The 18,695-nt window shown below is 36.4% G+C and carries 1 protein-coding gene; it reads left to right on the forward strand.

Annotated features, from left to right (window positions below; genetic code table 11):
• Window positions 1–39: 39 nt before the first annotated feature.
• A complete protein-coding gene (locus tag RCH19_RS02135) occupies window positions 40–18,633 on the forward strand; it encodes a LamG-like jellyroll fold domain-containing protein (protein ID WP_343021825.1) in 18,594 nt (6,197 codons plus the stop codon).
• Window positions 18,634–18,695: the final 62 nt, after the last annotated feature.

Below are 18,695 nucleotides of genomic sequence, written 5' to 3' on the forward strand. Positions count from 1 at the left end.
ATTTTAAAATGATTTTCAATTCCCAAATAATTAAAGATTTTGAAAACAAAAGTACTTTACTTTCTAACCTTATTTTTCAGTCATTATATTTTAGTGGCTCAAATCTTGCCGTCTCAAAATATAGTGTGTCAAAATGAAGTAATAAATTATAGTTATGTCACCTCTTACGATACTTATAAATGGACGGTTACAGGAGGTACTCCTTCTACTACCACCTCTTCAACGATAAATGTAACATGGGGATCTGGTAATAGAGGATCGTTATCCTTTGAAGGATTTATCGGTGGTGTTTCACAAGGTGTCATTTCGAAGAAAATTTACATTGATCAGAAATCAGTTTTTACTCCTACACCAAATCCAACGATTATTGCAGGTCAAAGCATTAGCATTGGACTAAATTTTGCTAATAAATCCATTAAGTTAAATGGAACATCTGACTATGTAGGGGTTTCCAACTCTAATTTAATCAATCTTGGTACCACAGAGTATCGTACGGTTATGTTGTGGTTTAAAGCTAATGATGTGACTACACGTCAGGTCTTGTATAATGAAGGTGGTGCTAGTAATGGGCTGTCGATGTACATTCAAGGGGGAAAAGTATATTGCTTGCCTTGGGAAAGTGGTGTGTCTTGGAATGCACCTAATGCTACTATAGTTGCGGGACAATGGTACAATATTGCGTTTGTATTTGATCAGAGCGCAACAGATGGCTATCATTTTAAAGGCTATTTGAACGGTACGCTTATTGGGGCATACAATGAAGGAACAAAAGCAAAAGACGGACTAAATGCACATTCTGGACCTGTAGCTATAGGATCAAATTCTAAGATTCGTTTTGTTGATAATTCTACGAGCACTAATAATTATTTTAACGGTAGTATAGATGGTTTTAAACTTTGGAACAGATCATTGTTACAATCTGAAATTGTTATCGAAAAAGATCACGTACTCAACGCTCCTGTAGTAGATGCTGATTTAGACGTATATATCAACTTTGATAATTCAGTTCAAGATCTCGCTAGTACAGCTAGTGCTGAAAATGGCGTGCTTTATGGTAACCCAACGTATGATGATGACGTTCCATTAAACCCAATAATTGTATGGAGTCCCGGAGGTGCAAGCACTTCCACAATTTCTGTCAATCCTACAACCAATACAAGTTATACCTACACGCTTACCGAAAAATTGTCTAATGTTTGCTCGCAAACGGGAAGTATAGATGTTTTTGTAACTATTCCCAATGACAAAGATGGTGATGGCGTGAGTGACCTGTACGATTTGGATGCAGATAATGATGGAATATTAAACGCAATTGAAAATAATTGTGTGCCGAGTTCAGGGTTTGATGCCTATTGGCCTCTAGATAATACCAGCAATGATTTGTCTGGAAATAATTATGGTGCACAATCAGGAAGCACCGTTTCTTTTTCTACAGATAGTAAAAAGGGGACTCATTCTGCGTCGTTCAATGGGACGTCTAATTACTTGCAATACAGTAATGGAACTTTTTTAAACCAAGCAATTACTAATTTCTCCTATTCTATTTGGGTAAAACCAAGTTCACTTATCGGAATTCAAACCATTTTTGAGGAGGGCGATACTGTTAATGGTGTAGCGGTTCGATTAAATGGATCCACATTAGAAGCAGCAGTTCGGAAATCAAGTGTTCAGGTAAATACGGCAACTTTTACTTATCCTGCTGATGGTTTATGGCATCATGTCGCGCTCACATATAGCAACGGAAATGTGATTTTTTATCTCGATGGAGTAGCTTCTTCAACCTTGGCAACTGGTTTTGGAGAATTGGCAGCACATTCTGATGTACAGCACATCGGTTATTCAAATGGAGACGCTTTTGGTGCTTCTTCAGCAAATTATTATGGAGGATTAATAGATGATATAATTCATTATCCTTCAGTTTTGTCAGCTAGTGATATTAGTAAAATTGTCTTAGGTTGTGACAATGACAATGACGGAATACCAAACTATTTAGATACTGATAGTGATAATGATGGTTGCTCTGATGCTAATGAAGCTTATGGTGCCTTGGTTGATACGAATGGTGATGGAACTTATGGTGGAATTACTGGCTCACCGCAGGTTGATGCTTCGGGTAAAGTATTAGCTGCAAATTATGCAACTCCTCTGGCTACGTCTGGGGCTAAAAGCACTTATAAGCAAGGAGTTAGCGTCGACGTTACGACAGCTATTCTAAATCAGACTGCATGTGAGGGTCAAGATGTAACTTTTTCTGCTACGGCAACAGCAGCAATTTTAACTACAATCCCAGCGACAACGGCAAGTACTTCACTTAGTTATCAATGGCAAGTAAGCACCAATAATGGAAGTACTTATACTGACATAGTTGGTCAATCTGGTACAGTGGCAAGCGGAACACCGGTATCCTACACGCTTAATGGTGTCACGTCTACAATGAGCGCTAATCGTTATCGAATTAAATTTAATAATGAAGCCAATTTTTGCGGAGTAATGGCAACAGCAACTTTAGCGGTTAATCCCGTTCCTACCATCACCGAAACTACAAATGCGTCAAGTTGTGGGATAGGAAGTGTGGTTTTAAATGCGACTGCCTCGGCTGGAATAATTAATTGGTATGCTGCGTCAACTGGAGGCATTTCTATAGGAACAGGTTCGAGTTTTACAACCCCTTTTTTGTCATCGACTACATCGTACTGGGTTGAAGCTAATAATACAAGTTGTACCACAAGCACGAGGATTGAAGTTATTGCGACAATCAGTAGTGGTGTAGTAGAAGTTAAAGCAACCACAGGAACAATTTTCGGATGTTACTCAACAGTAAAAGAAGCTTTTGATAAAATTAATGATGGAACTCATAAAGGTGATATTACTATCAAATTAAGAGGGAATACGACAGAAACAGCTACAGCTACACTAAACAATTCTGGTAATGGAATTTCTTTATATTCTTCGGTATTAGTATATCCTATTGCACCAAATTTAAAAATAGAAGGAAATGTTTCAGGTCAATTAATCAATTTGAACGGTGCATACAATGTGATTTTTGATGGTCGTGTCAACCAACTTGGTGGTACAAGTTTAACTTTTTCTAACACAAATCCAAGCGGTAGTGTTATTCAATTTATTTCTGATGCCACTACAAATACAATCAGATATTGCAATCTGCAGGGAGTAACTGCAGCTTCAAGTAGTGGTCTAATTGTTTTTGGTGCGGGTATTGCTGTGGGGAACGATAATAATACTATCGAATTCTGTGACATTCGTGATGGGGCAACGACTCCTACCAATGCTATTTATTCTGCGGGTTCTTCTGTAAGTGCAGATAATAGTACGAATACTGTAAGTAACTGTACGATTTATAATTATTTTAATGCTGCAGCCTCTTCTAACGGAATTTATTTATTTTCAAATAGTTCGGCTTGGAACATTTCGAACAATAAATTTTATCAAACGAATACTCGTACCACTACGACTGCAAGTTTAACCCACCGTGCTATTAATATTCTTACTGCTTCGGGAGTAAATTATACAGTAAATAATAATGTCATTGGGTTTAGTAGTTCTACTGCAACCGGTACAAGCACTTATGAAGGACAATCTACATTATTTAGAGCTATTGAAATAAACGTTGGAACAACTGCAGTCTCAAACGTTCAAGGGAACACAATTAGCAATATTAATTTTTCTACAGCTTTAGGCACAACAACCAATGCAGGTATCTTTTCAGGTATTTCAGTGCTTGGTGGAAATGTAAATATTGGAACAACATCTGCTAATATTATTGGTGGGAATACGGGAAATAATGCAATTCAGATTTCATCTACAACCTCTTTAGGATTAATAAACGGAATATTTTCTACTTCTACAGGTGCTCTTGAAATTAAAAATAATAAAATTGGTTCAATCACTGCAAATGGCGCTGCGACTGTAGGCTACACATTCAATGGAATATACACTACAGGAGTTGGAGGTAAATATACGATCACATCCAATGTTATAGGAAGTGCCATTACAGCAAATTCTATCAATATTGGCGATAATTCTACGCTTACGCCAACTTGTACTTTTCGTGGAATATACAATGCAGCTAGTGGTATAATTGCAATAAACAGTAATACCGTTCAAAATTGTTCGGTTTATGGTACAGGATTTTCTGTATATTATGGGATATATAATACATCAGGTTCTGGAACAGTTGATATAGTTAATAATAGTATTATTTCCGGGACTAACACTGGAACACACACAAGTACAACCGTTAGTTATTTTGCTATTAGTAACACTGCTGCTGTAAATGTTCTGAACATCACAAACAATACAATTAAAGATCATAAAAGAACGAATAGTGGAGGTTATTTTACAGCAATTATTAATTCTGGAATTGTATTATCTACTATCAATATTAATGATAATAAATTAGGTGACGCTACTAGTAATTTAATGACATACACTTCAGCGAACACGCTTACAATGATTGGGATAAGTAATTCTGGAGGTGCAGCAAGTAGTGAACTTTACATTCTTAGAAATGATGTCAGAGGAATAACACACGAAGTAGTAGGCTCCAGTCCTCACACTTATATTAGTAACTCTGCAACTACATTAAAACAAGATATTAGCAACAATACTTTTACTAATCTTAATGTAAATACCACAGGAGCAATTACATTCATTTCGAATAGTGTTGCGATGCCTGCAAATGGAATTCAGAATATTGATAATAATAGCATTGTAACTGGCTTTGTAAGAAATGCAGCTGCTAGTGCGGGAGCGATAACTTTATTTACAAGTACTGCAGCTACTAATAATACGGGTGTTGTAGTTACCAATAGTAATAATAATTTTTCTAATATTACTGTAAGTGGTGCAGCTACTATTTTAGGCTGGATTAATACCGATGCTGGAACAGGTAATGTAGACAAAACTATTTACAATAATACATTTCAAAATTGGACAGGTGGTACAGGAGCAATCACCGCACTGAACGTCAATATCACTAGTGAAACAAATAAAACGTATAACAATAGCATTCAAAACATTATCAGCAATGGAATTTTATATGGAATTATATCAGCCGCTGGAAATGATAAAATTTATCTAAACACTATTAATAATTTAACTTCAACAGGCGGTCCTGCAAATACGATTGTTTCGGGAATAAATATTACGGCAGGTACACTTAAAAATATTTATCAAAATACGATTTCAAATCTTACCGGAAATAGTTTAACCACTGGGTCTGTTCGTGGGATTTTAATCTCTGCTGGAAGTACAGTAAATATTTATGAAAATAAAGTTTTTGGAATCACTGCGAATTCCAACACTACTGGTACAATATCTGGAATTTGGGTAATAGGTGGGTCATCAGTCAATATAGATCGCAATAAAATCTATGACATTTCATCATCAAGTGCTGCAGTCTCAAGTGGATTGATATATGGTATTCAAGTTTCGGGTGCTACAACTTCTTTAACGACGAATGTCACCAATAATATTATTGGTGATTTAAGAGTTAGTGTAGCTACTGGAACCGACTTGATTCGTGGTTTGGGTTTTATCTCGACAGGGACTACATCTACACACAACGTTTATTACAACACGATTTATTTAAACGCGGCTGCTTCTAGCGGTACAAACTTTGGGTCTTCAGGTATTTATCATACGGCAAGTACAACATCTACAACAGCTGCATTAAATCTTCGAAATAATATTATAATCAATGTTTCTACACCCAAAGGAATAGGAACCACTGTTGCCTTTAGACGTAGTGCAGGTACGGCGAGTGCATTGAATAATTATGCTATCACCTCAAAAAACAATTTGTTTTATGCAGGAAATCCTGGAACAACTAATTTAGTTTACAGTGACGGTACGAGCACTGCGCAAAACTTTACGCAATATAAAAGCGGAATTTTTACTGCAGGAACTATCGCACCACGTGATCAAGTATCCGTTACTGAAAATATAAATTTTATTAGCACAGCGGGCTCTAATGCCAATTTCTTGAAAGTAAGCACAACTATTCCTACTCAAATAGAAAGTGGAGCAGTTAACATTGCTGATTATGAAGTAGATTACTTAGGAGTTGTTCGTCAAGGAAATCCAGGGTATGCTGGTGCAAGTACCTCCGCACCAGATATGGGAGCTTATGAAAATGATTATGTGGCTATTGATGCTTCTCCTCCTTCGATAACCTATACCGCTTTGACCAACAATAGCTGTTTGAGCAACAAAACAATATCGGCGATCATCACTGATGCAACTGGTGTAAATGTTACGACGGGTACACGCCCTAGAATTTATTTTAAGAAGTCGACAAATAGCAATACGCTAGCAACTACAAATGACAACACCGCAAATGGCTGGAAATATATTGAATCAACGAGTACTTCAAGTCCATTTAGTTTTTCAATTAATTACAATTTAATTTTTGGTGGTGTTACTACTGGTGATGTTGTTCAGTATTTTATTACAGCCCAAGACATTTCTACACCAACGCCCTATGTTGGGATCAATACGGGTGTTTACGCTAATGCGCCTGCAAGTGTGGCTTTGACTTCAAACGCGTTTCCTATTGGTGGTACCATCAACAGCTTTGCAATTTTGGCTGGATTAAATGGAACCGTAACCGTAGGTACGGGCGGAACTTATCCTACTCTTACGGGTATCGGCGGTTTGTTTGCCGAATTAAATACTAAAGGTCTTTCAGGTAATTTAGCCGCCAATATAATAAGCGATATTGTAGAACCTGGGACTACTTCATTGAGTCAACTAAATTATGGTTGTGCCGATTTTAATACATTGACAATATCTCCAAGTGGAGGTGCTGCTAGAACACTATCTGGAACGGTCGCTGGTGGAGCATTACTTAATTTTAATGGTGCCGATTATGTGGTAATCGACGGCTTAAAAACCGGTGGAAACTCATTGACTATTTCAAATGCTAGTACTGCCAATACCGCAGGTACAAGTACGATTCGTTTCATAAATGATGCGACCAATAATACGGTACGAAATTGTACTGTCGAAGGAGCTTCAACTTTAGTGTCTTCTGGTACGGTATTATTCTCTACCGGCGCATCTATAGGTAATGTTTACAATTCAATTGTAGGTAATACGATCAAATCGGTTGGGACTAATTTACCAACTAATGCGATCTATTCTTCAGGTAGTTCCCTCTTGATTGACAATAGTAAAATTATCATTAGCAATAATAATATTCAGGATTATTACAATATTACATTAGCTTCAAACGGAATTTTTGTTGCAGCAAATAGCTCAGCTTGGACCATTTCGGGAAATAAACTTTTTCAAACGGCTACCAGAACTGCTGAAATAGGAAATATTTACCGAGGAATTTATATTACAACTCCCTCGGGAGTAGATTATTCGATAATAAATAATACAATAGGGTATGCCTCTGCAACAGCTACAGGAACAACCGCTTATAATGGAGTATCTAATAATCGCTTTTTTGGAATAGAGATGAATGTTGGAACACAATCGTCATCAAGTCTTCAAGGAAATAAAATTGCAGGAATTAATTTGTCCAATACTGTTAGCAGGGCGATTACTGCAGCTCCTGGAATTTTCACTGGAATATTGGTGTTAGGTGGGAACCTAGATATTGGCACTACTACAGGTAATACAATTGGTGAGACAACAGGAAATGGATCAATAACGGTAAGTTCTAGTATTGCGGGCAATTATCTTTCAGGTATTTATTGCACGTCAACAAGTACGGTTAATATAAAAAATAATACGATTGGTTCAATTAATACAACGGGAGCTGCAAATGTAGGTTACGTTTTTCACGGGATAAATACCGCTGGTGGTGGACAATTTACAGTAGCAGATAATACAATTGGAAGTACGAGTACGGCAAATTCAATCGCAATAGGTACTTTAGGAGTAACTACATCAGGAGTTTGTACTTTGAATGGAATATATAATTTAGCCACTGGGGGAATCACTATTAACGGTAATACCATTCAAAATGTTAGTTCGTATGGTACTGGTGCCTCTGTTTTAAATGGTATTTTAAATAGCGGAGCATCTGCACTAGTATCAATTGCTAATAACTCTATAATTGCAGCGACAAATACTGGTACAGGAGTACTAGGAGGCATATCAAATACTGCTATTGCTACAACGCTAGCAATCACTGGAAACAAAATTAGAAATTTCACCAAGTCTGTAGCGACTGGAACCGTTACAGCAATTTCAAATGGTGGAGCAGTTTTGTCTCAAATCACTATTGAAAACAATCAATTAGGAAATGCTGCGGGTGGCTTAGTGACTTATGTTGTGGCTAATTCAAGTACTTTAACAGGAATAAGCAATAGTGGTGGATCTGCAAACTGTGCTTTGTCGATTCAAAACAATGATATAACAGGAATTACTTATGCAGTTGCGGGAACAAATTTTAATACGTACCTATCTAACTCGGCTACTACTTTATCTCAAACAATTAGTGGTAACACCTTTACAGCATTAAATGTAAATACAATAGGAACGATTACGTTTATAGCTAACAGTGTGATAATGCCTGTAAACGGAATCCAAAACGTGAACAACAACAGTATTGTAACTTCATTTACACGCGCTGCAGCAAGTGGAATATTGACTTTGTTTACTAGTACAGCAGCCACCAATAATAGCAATGTGGTTGTAAATAATAACAATAATAATTTTTCTAATATCACTATAAATGGAATAGCTACGATATCGGGTTGGGTAAACACGGATGCTGGTACAGGATTAGTAAACAAAACAATATCTGGAAATATCTTTGAAAATTGGAATGGAGGAACGGGCACAATTACGGCATTGAACGTTAATGTTAACAGTACTGCCAACGCAACTACAAGTAATATTATTCGAAATATTAATAGTTTAGGTTCAATCTATGGAATAGCAACCGGAGCAGGGAATGACAAAATTTATTCTAACACTATTAATTCCTTGGTTTCTGCAGGGCCCACTATTTCAATAGTAAATGGTATTGCTGTAAATAATGGAACAGCAAAAAACATTTATCAAAATACTATTTACGGTCTTGAAGCTAATAACATAACTACTGGAAATGTCAGCGGAATTGGAGTTAATGGAGGTTCTAGTACTGCAATTTATCAAAATAAAATTTATGACATTATATCATCGTCAACAAGTCTTTCATCTGGAACGGTAAATGGTATACTTGTATCGGGAAAAATAGCCGATCAAGTTACAACGATTTATAACAATCGAATTGGAGCTATAATGGCACCATTAGCAAATGTGCCGGATAACGTGCGAGCAATTAGTATTACAAATACAGGTCCACGATCGATAACCAATGTGTATTTTAATAGTATTTATTTAAATGCTAACTCAACCGGAGCAAATTTTGGTACTTCTGGAATTTTTCATGCAGCAAGTACTAATGCAAGTACTGGTTCATTAAATATGAGAAACAATATTATTGTAAATCTTTCATCCGCTAACGGTAGCGGACTTACCGTTGCTTTTAGACAAAGTTCGGGCGCCTCCTTAGCTCTCAATAATTACAGCTTATTATCTAATAATAATTTATTTTATGCTGGGATTCCAAGCTTTACTAATTTAATTTATTCGAATGGGACCAATTCACCTAAAGACATAACAGATTATAAGTCAGGCCTTTATACGGCGGGTACAATGGCTCCTAGAGATCGATTTTCGGTATCTGAAAATCCACAGTTTATAAGTACAACAGGATCTAGTGCTGACTTTTTAAAAATACTTAACAATGATATTACATTTATCGAAAGCGGAGGGGTTAATATTGCTGGAATCACTACCGATTTTGAAGATCAGATCAGAGCCGGTAATACTGGATATGCAGTTCAAAATAATGGCGCTGGCTCTGCACCAGATATAGGAGCCGATGAATTTGATGGGAAATTGCCAAACGTAATAGTCTCAAATTCTAATACGTTAAGTAATGGAAGTTTTAGTAAAGTTTCGGGAGCTTTTGCCGCGATTAATAGTCATGACCAAGCAGGTAAAGATGTAATCGTGACAATTATTGGAAGTACTATTGAAGATGCTACCGCCACACTTAATCAAGGGGCTTGGACTTCGTTAAAAATGTATCCAACAAAAGCGGGAATTTATGTTTCTGGAGATATTGCAGGAGCACCAATGCTTCATTTAAATGGAGCCGATAATGTAACAATTGATGGACGTGTGAACCAGATGGGATCATTAAAAAGTATGAGCATCGTAAATACTAGCACTTCAAACAGTAGTGGTACAGCGACTATTCGATTGAGTAATTCAGCGGAATCCAATAGCTTAAAATATTTAAATGTGAGCGGTTCTTCAAATAGTGCTACAAACGGACTTATTGAATTTGCTACTTCAGCTAGCGGTAATGGTAATGACAATAATATTTTAGAATATAATTCGATCACCAATGCTACTGGAAATAGACCTATAAATGCAATTCATTCTCTTGGAACGGTAGGCAGAGAAAATAGTTCCAATGTAATACGATACAATTCTATCTTCGATTTTATAAATAGTAATAGTTCTTCAAATGGAATCAATTTGAGCTCAAACTCATCAGATTGGACTATTTCTAATAACAGTTTTTATGAAACGAATAACATGGTTCCAGCAACTGGTCCTCATGTTTATACCGCAATCCTTATTGATGATGTGAACGGAAATAATTTCTTGATTTCAGGAAATTATATAGGAGGAAAAGCAGCCTTAAATGGCGGTGGAGCATGGACGGTTAATGCAAATACTGCTCATAGTTTTAGAGGTATGTATTTAAATGTTGGATCTATCACTCCAAGTTCAATTCAGTTGAATTCAATTCAAAATTTTAATTATACAACTTCAAGTGTAACACCATGGCGAGGTATAGAAGTAAACGCTGGGACTGTCAATATTGGTACGGTAACAGGAAATATACTTGGTGCAGCGACAGGAACGGGATCTATTACCTTGACCACAAATACTACTGCAGACTCGTATGGAATATACATTGGTAGCGCCAATACTGTTTCTATTTCAAAAAATAATATTGGTTCTATTTCATTATACGGTAGCAGTACCGCTGCAGCACACAATTTTGCTGGAATTTATAAAAAAGAGGGAGTCGCAGGTACAATAAATATTACTCAAAATGTTATAGGAAGTACCTCCACACCAAATAGTATTGCATCAATTTCTACAGCTAGCACTGCAACACTAGGTCAAAATTTGATTGGGGTTTATTTAAAATCTCTAGGAACTCATAATTTGACTAGTAATTCAATTTTGAATTTAAGCAATGCCTATACCGGTGTGCAAGCATCTACAACGGCGGGAGTTTACACGACTGCGGGGACATCAACTTTAGTAAAAAATAGTATTCACGATTTGATGAGCACTGCATTAGGTACAAGTGCTGCAACGGTAAGTGGGGTCGAAATGATAGGAAGTACTTCTGTAAATACCGTGACGGAGACCGTGATTTACAACTTATCAAATACTAATTCTAGTCTAGCAGGGTACATCACGGGTATTTCGTTTACCGGGAGTACAGGAACAAATTTAGTGAATCGAAATTTTATTAGAAATCTATCCGTTAATGCTAGTTCAACTAATGCAAATATTTATGGCATTCGAATTGGCCAAGGGACAGCTACGTTTGCGAACAATATTGTAACTTTAGGAGGGAACACATCCACAGCAATTTACGGAATTTATAGTGACGGAACGAGCGGTAATAACTCTAGTCTTTATTTTAATACGGTATATATTAATGGATCTTTAGGTATCGGAATTACAAATAAATCGTTTGCTTATTACGAAGCAGCCGGGAACGCAATAAAAGATATTAGAAACAATATTTTTTCTAATTTTAGAACGACTTCTTCAGGAGCAAGTGCGCATTATGCTGCTTTTCTAAACTATGGAGGATCAGGCAATTTGACCTTGGATTACAATATTTATTGGGCATCAGGTACAGGTGGAGTGATTGGAAACTATAATGGAAGCAATGTAGTTTCGTTGCCAATTGTAAGCGGTCAAGATGAAAACAGTAACAATAGCAACCCAGGTTTTTCTAATGCAGGAGGATTAACAGCTGCTGATTATAAAGTAAATACTTCTACTATTGGAACAACAGGAACAGGTGTCGCTCTTGATTATGCTCAAACAGCCCGTGGGATTCCGCCAAATATTGGAGCTTGGGAATTCAATACTAACAGTTGGTTAGGAACAGTTAGTACTAATTTTAATACCGCTGGTAACTGGTCTGCGGGTTCCGTTCCATTAGAAGAAGCATCAATTGTTTTTGCTGCTTCTCCTCTTAGAGATTGTGTTTTAGATCAAAACCGAATAGTAGGTAGTCTGGTAAATGGACAATCTACTTATAAATTTATAGTAAATGGTAAACAATTAACGCTTCGTGGTGATTTGTACCTAACTAATGGAGGACAACTAGATGCTACTGTCCAAGGATCGACTGTGATTTTTGAGAGCGATGAGCTCCAAACGATCTCTGATGGAGGATTTGTTTTGAATACTATTCCTAATCTTACCATTAACAATGAAACGGGGGTGACCTCTAATAGTGATCTTACAGTTACAGGAATTCTAAATCTATTAAGTGCCAATCCATCAGAATCAAAAGGAAGTCTAGAAACTGGTACAAAAATCATTACAATGGGTGAAGATGCTATCACTATAGGTGATGGTGACTTAACAGGTATCGTTCAAAGAAACAGTCTTTCATATAATAAAGACTATACTTTTAATGATAAAAATATGGTAATATATTTTGAAAACACTGGAACGTTACCAACTTCTATGAGTGTTAAATTATCGATTGGAAGCACTACCTCTTGGAAAACAAGTGGTGTAAAGAGGATATATTCCATTATTCAAACTGGAGCCGTTGGTACGAGTCCAACTGCGGCAACAATTAAAGCGGGGTATTTAGATTCAGAGCTCAATAATAATGATGAAAGTAAGTTGGTCTTTTTCTCATATCGAAATCCTCCAGGTATTTTATTTGAACACGGTCGTGCCAGTATCAATACAACTGAAAATTGGGTTAAGTTGTCCAATATTAATATGGCATTCTTTCCATCTACCTTCGGAGCATTAGAGCTTGTACTTAGTTCAAATGAAATTGAAACACTAACTTGGAACGGGTCCGTTAGCACTTCTTGGACTACCGTTAATAATTGGACACCTAATGGAGCACCATCAGATTTTGTGAATATCATAATTCCAGACGCCTCGACAACAGCTTACGACCCTACTGTGCCTATTGCAACCACAATTAAAACTATAAAATTAAAAAGTGGTAGTACGTTAAATGCTGTTGCGAATGCTCAAATGACGTTAATAGACGGTGCTAATGTTTGGTTTAATGAAGGTGGCATTTTTAATCCAAATACAAGTACAGTTATCTTCAAAAATGATTCGGCAGATATTTCTGGAGCGACTAGTTTTTATAATGTTACAGTAGATATCGACGCTACTTTATTGATGAATAACGAAAGTATTATGCGAATAGCCGGTGCCATGAATAATAATGGAGTTTGGCGAACGGCTTGGGATGGAAATTTAACTACCGTTGAGTACAATGGAGCCAACCAAAATGTTGTTATCCCGGATGCTGCGACGAATCGCTATTCGAGTTTAACTTTAAGCGGAAGCGGTATAAAAACATTACCTGCGACAAACTTATCTATTTTAGGGAATTTAACTTTGGCGGGGACTGTAAGTGTTACTACTCCTTCCAGTATGGTAATAGTAGGTAATTTGTCATTGGGTGCAAATACTAGCTTTGATGCTGGTGCTAATTCCCATTCAGTTGGAGGAAACTTTATCCATAATGGCGCATTGAATACCGCAGCGAGTACATTTGTATTGAATGGCTTGACGGCAGTACAAAATATATCAGGTACAGCGACCAATACAGAATTTAACAACTTAGTGGTTTTGAATAGCTATGGGGTTACAGCGACTAAAGACATAACTGTCAATGGTACTTTAGATCTACAAAGTGATAATGCAACGGATTATTTTGGTAGTTTAGACATGGGAATTAACACGTTGTTGTTAACTGCTGATGCAATAAATACTGGTGGGGGAGATGTAACGGGAATTGTAAAACGCGCTCATACCTTTGTAACAAATCAACCTTATACTTTTGGTAATAGTAAGACCTTGATTATTTTTGGTGCAGCTGGAACAAAGCCATCAGAAGTAAGTGTGAAAACTAAAATTGGTAATGCCCCTACTTGGAAAGCTTCTGCTGTTAAAAGAGTATATGATTTAGCACAAATAGGCGCAAGTGGTAACTTCGCTACTATACAGTTAAATTATTTGGATTCAGAACTAAATGGTGCAGATGAATCACAATTAGTGTTTTTTGGCGCCATAGGATTGCCAAAACCAACTTTAGTTGAGTATGGATACAATTCTAAAGACGAATCTAATAATAGTATTGATTTAAAGAACGTAAGTATTGCAGCAAGACCTTCCACTTTTGGTCAAACGGAAATTGCTTTGTCAGCAACAGAAAATCCAATTATCACTTGGAATGGTTCCCAATCTACTGCTTGGAATAATCCTTTTAACTGGACTCCAAATAGTTATCCAAATAAGTTCACTAGAATGATAATACCAAACGCGACTACAACAATTTACGATCCGTTATTACCTCCATTGGCTGAATCTCATCAATTGATTATTCAAAATGCAGGTATTTTGAATGCTGGACCAGAATCAGAATTTTATTTATACAATGGAAGTGGTGAAATAGTATGGCAAAATACAGGTGGCACATTTAATGCAGGCACGAGTGCTGTTGTTTTCACCGATATTGATTTGAAAATCAGTGGTAATACTAATTTCTATAATGTAATAGTTAATTCTAACGCGAGCTTGATTCCACAGGTAAATAGTACTATGGGTATTGCAGGAACACTAACGAACAACGGTGTTCTAGATGCTACGTCATTTTTAAACACAATAAATTATAATGGTGCTACACAAAATGTAGTTTATCCAAACGGCGTGCTTGCGGGCTATTATAATTTGAGTTTAAGCGGAACAGATGTCAAAACAATGCCAAGCGAAGAAATTAATATTGTAGGCGATTTAAACCTCTCTGGAATGGCTACTGTTACTGCGAATAATATATTAGACATAGGAGGAGCATTATCAATAGGTTCTGGATCCAATTTTTATACAGGTGCATTTGATCATGAAATAGCAGGAAACTTTATTAATAATGGATCTTTTACGGCTGTTACTGGAACTACAATTTTGTTAAATGGAATTTTTGCACAAACTATTTCGGGTACTGATTTGACAACTTTTAATAATTTATCAATTAATAATATTGCAGGCGTAAATAGTACTACTAATTTATTATTAGAGGGCAATTTAAATTTAATCATAGGAAATCCAACTGCAGTTAAAGGTGCTTTAAACATGAGTGGATCTGCTACCTTAAATATGGGCCCATTTGCGGCGACTACAGGTATGGGCGACGTTTCAGGAATTGTACGTCGAGAACATATATTCAACAACAGACAGGATTATGATTTTGGAAACCCATATACCACAATCAATTTTCTAGATGTTGCAGGAAATACCAAGCCAACTTGGGTGAGTAGCAAAATTGTACTTGGTTCTGCTCCTTCATGGAGATCGAGCGCCATAAAAAGATATTATAGCTTTGCTCAATCTGGTGGGAACGATAGAATGGTTGTAAAACTACATTACTTAGACAGTGAATTACACGGTACAGAAACAGATGAAAAGCAGCTCGTATTCTGGGATGGTTATGACCCAAACTTAGCTGTAAATAATTTTGTAAAATCTTTTCCACGTAATCAAAACGGAAATGATGCTACAAATAATTACACGCAGTTAACAGGGCCTGCTATCAATTTCTTGGCGCCTTCAACATCTTTTGATGTGAAACAATGGAGTTTAGGTTATACTAATGTTAACGTTCATACGTGGACTGGTAACGGGTCGGCCTCGTATGATGGAGATTGGAGTTTACCAGGAAATTGGAATGGTGGTGTGCCAAATCCAGATAATGCGGTTTTAATTCCCAATCCATCAGGCTTGCCGTCAGATAATAATGGCGACTTAGCGCCATACCGCAATTTACTACCGTTGACTGCTCCTGCTTTTATAAAAACATTAGAGATCGCTTCAGGAGCTACTCTTGTGGCAGGTAATTACGATATCACTGTTGCAGGAAATGCAAATGCTTGGCTTAATAATGGAGGATTTACTGCAGGTAACGCTACAGTATATTTTTCTGGAGCTGCAGCAACGATTTCAGGTACTACTAATTTTAATAATTTAATTATAAATTCAGGTGGAACACTTATATCTCAAAGTGGAGCCATTACTAGAATAGCGAGTGCACTTACAAATAATGGTTTTCTTAATGCAACCACTTTTCCTAATACCATCGAGTATAATGGTGTAAATCAAATGATAATAAATCCAGTGGGAGGCACTAGTGGATATCATAATTTAATTTTTAGTAATAGTGGTAACAAAATTATGTTACCAACATCAGGTAGCGCACCGCTAAAAATAAATGGAGATTTCACTATTTCTGGAGCAGCTGGTGCAACGGCGGTAAATCCACTAGCTATCAAAGGCAATTTTATTATTGATCCTACGGCCGGATTTACAACAGGAGCGTTTACACATCAGGTAGGTGGTAATTTTACCAGTAACGGAAGTTTTACTGCATCAACCGGCAGTACATTAGAAATGAACGGAATCGCTTCCCAAATTATTGGTGGTACAGCAACGCCATTATTACTGAAGAATTTAACCGTTTCTAATACGGGAGGAACTGTGTCAACATTAAGAGATTTAACATGTGTAGGTAATTTTACTAATTCTGGTGCGCTCAATATGAATAGTAATATCCTATCAATAAGTAATGCGATTTCAAACACAGGAACATTGATTACGGCTGTTCCAGTATCAAAAAGTTTAACTCCATTTCCATCTGATAAAGACTGGGGAGGAACTGTCGTATACAATGTAGATGCTGCTCAAAATGCTGTATCTGGAAATTATAATAATCTGACTGTTAATAATGGAATAGGTGTAACGGTTATGAATGCTTCGAATCTTAATGTTGCGGGAACATTATTAATCAATAGCGGAAAAAAACTTTTTATTGATCCAGCAAATACGCTTACTGTCACAGGATCTATTAATAATAACGGTGGAACAGCAGGTCTTGTTTTAAAATCCAGCTCTGCGGGTACTGCTTCATTAAATCATAATTCTGATAATGTACCGGCAACTATGCAAAGATATATTAGTGGCAATAAAGAAGATTGGCACTTTCTTTCAGCTCCAGTTTCTGATCAAGTGTTAGCAGGTACAACATGGCTGCCAACCGGAACTTACGGTAATGGAACTGGTTATGATTTATATATTTGGAACGAGCCTACACCTTGCTGGACTTATATTTTAAATAATACGATTGCACCCACTTGGACATCAATACATGCTAGTTTAAGTTTTGTAAAAGGAAGAGGATATCTCTATTCTACTCAAGCATTAAATCCAACTAAAGAATTTATAGGTTTATTGAACAATGGCAATATAAGCTATCCCATTACCAATACTGCTACTAGTCTTGATCCAACGGTTCGCGGTTTTAATTTGGTTGGAAATCCTTACCCATCTTCTATGGATTGGAAATCAACTTTAGGTTGGTCACGATCTGATTTAGTAGAATCAGGTGGAGGTTATGATATGTGGATTTGGAATCCAGCTTCTAATAATTACGGAGTTTACAATTCCTTAAGCTCTGCAGGAACGAATGGTGTTACGCAATACATTGCGCCAACTCAAGGTTATTTTGTGCGAGCGGCTACAAGTGGAAATATTGGTACTTCAAATGCAGTAAGGAACAATAATGGAGCGAATAGCTGGATGCGATTAAAAAAGACCATATCAGAAAACTTAATTGTTAGATTTTCGTCAAACGAAACATACGGTTATGATGAAGTTTTACTTCAATTTGGTTATCCAAAAAATGAACCAGGAGCGTTTAAGTTGTTTAGTAGAAATGACGAGGCACCATCTGCATATTTTACTGATTTGAATAACGATTTATCCGTTAGATATTTAACAAGCACAACAGAAAACAAAAGTGTTCCAATAAACTTCAAAGCAGGAAAAGATGGCAATTATTCTTTAAGCATTGGTGTTGATAGCGCAGATTTTGGGATTCTGTTTTTAGAAGATAAAAAAACAAAAAAGATAATAGATTTAAAAGCTAATCCAAAATACGAATTTAAAGCAACGTTAAAAGACGTAGAAGACCGATTTATCATTCACTTTGCTCCTGTTGAACAAGAGACTGAGGATTTAGCAGCAAAGATTTATTATAAAGATAAAAAAGTTTGTATTGATTTAACTTTGATTGAAGGTGTCACTGATGTGAAAATTTTCGACTTGTTAGGCAAACTATTAATTAATAAAAAAGTAGGTGGAAGTAGCATTCATCAATTTGATGTAAATCCAAAATATGCAGTTTATATTGTGAAATTGACTAATAAAAAGAAAATTTTTACAAGGAAAGTTTTAGTTGACTAAAAAGGAGATAAATTTTAATAATTAAAATTTATCTCCCTTTGGTTTTTTGTTATTAATTTTTG

The sequence above is a fragment of the Flavobacterium sp. PL12 genome (assembly GCF_039123485.1).
GTDB classification, from domain to species: Bacteria; Bacteroidota; Bacteroidia; order Flavobacteriales; family Flavobacteriaceae; genus Flavobacterium; species Flavobacterium weaverense.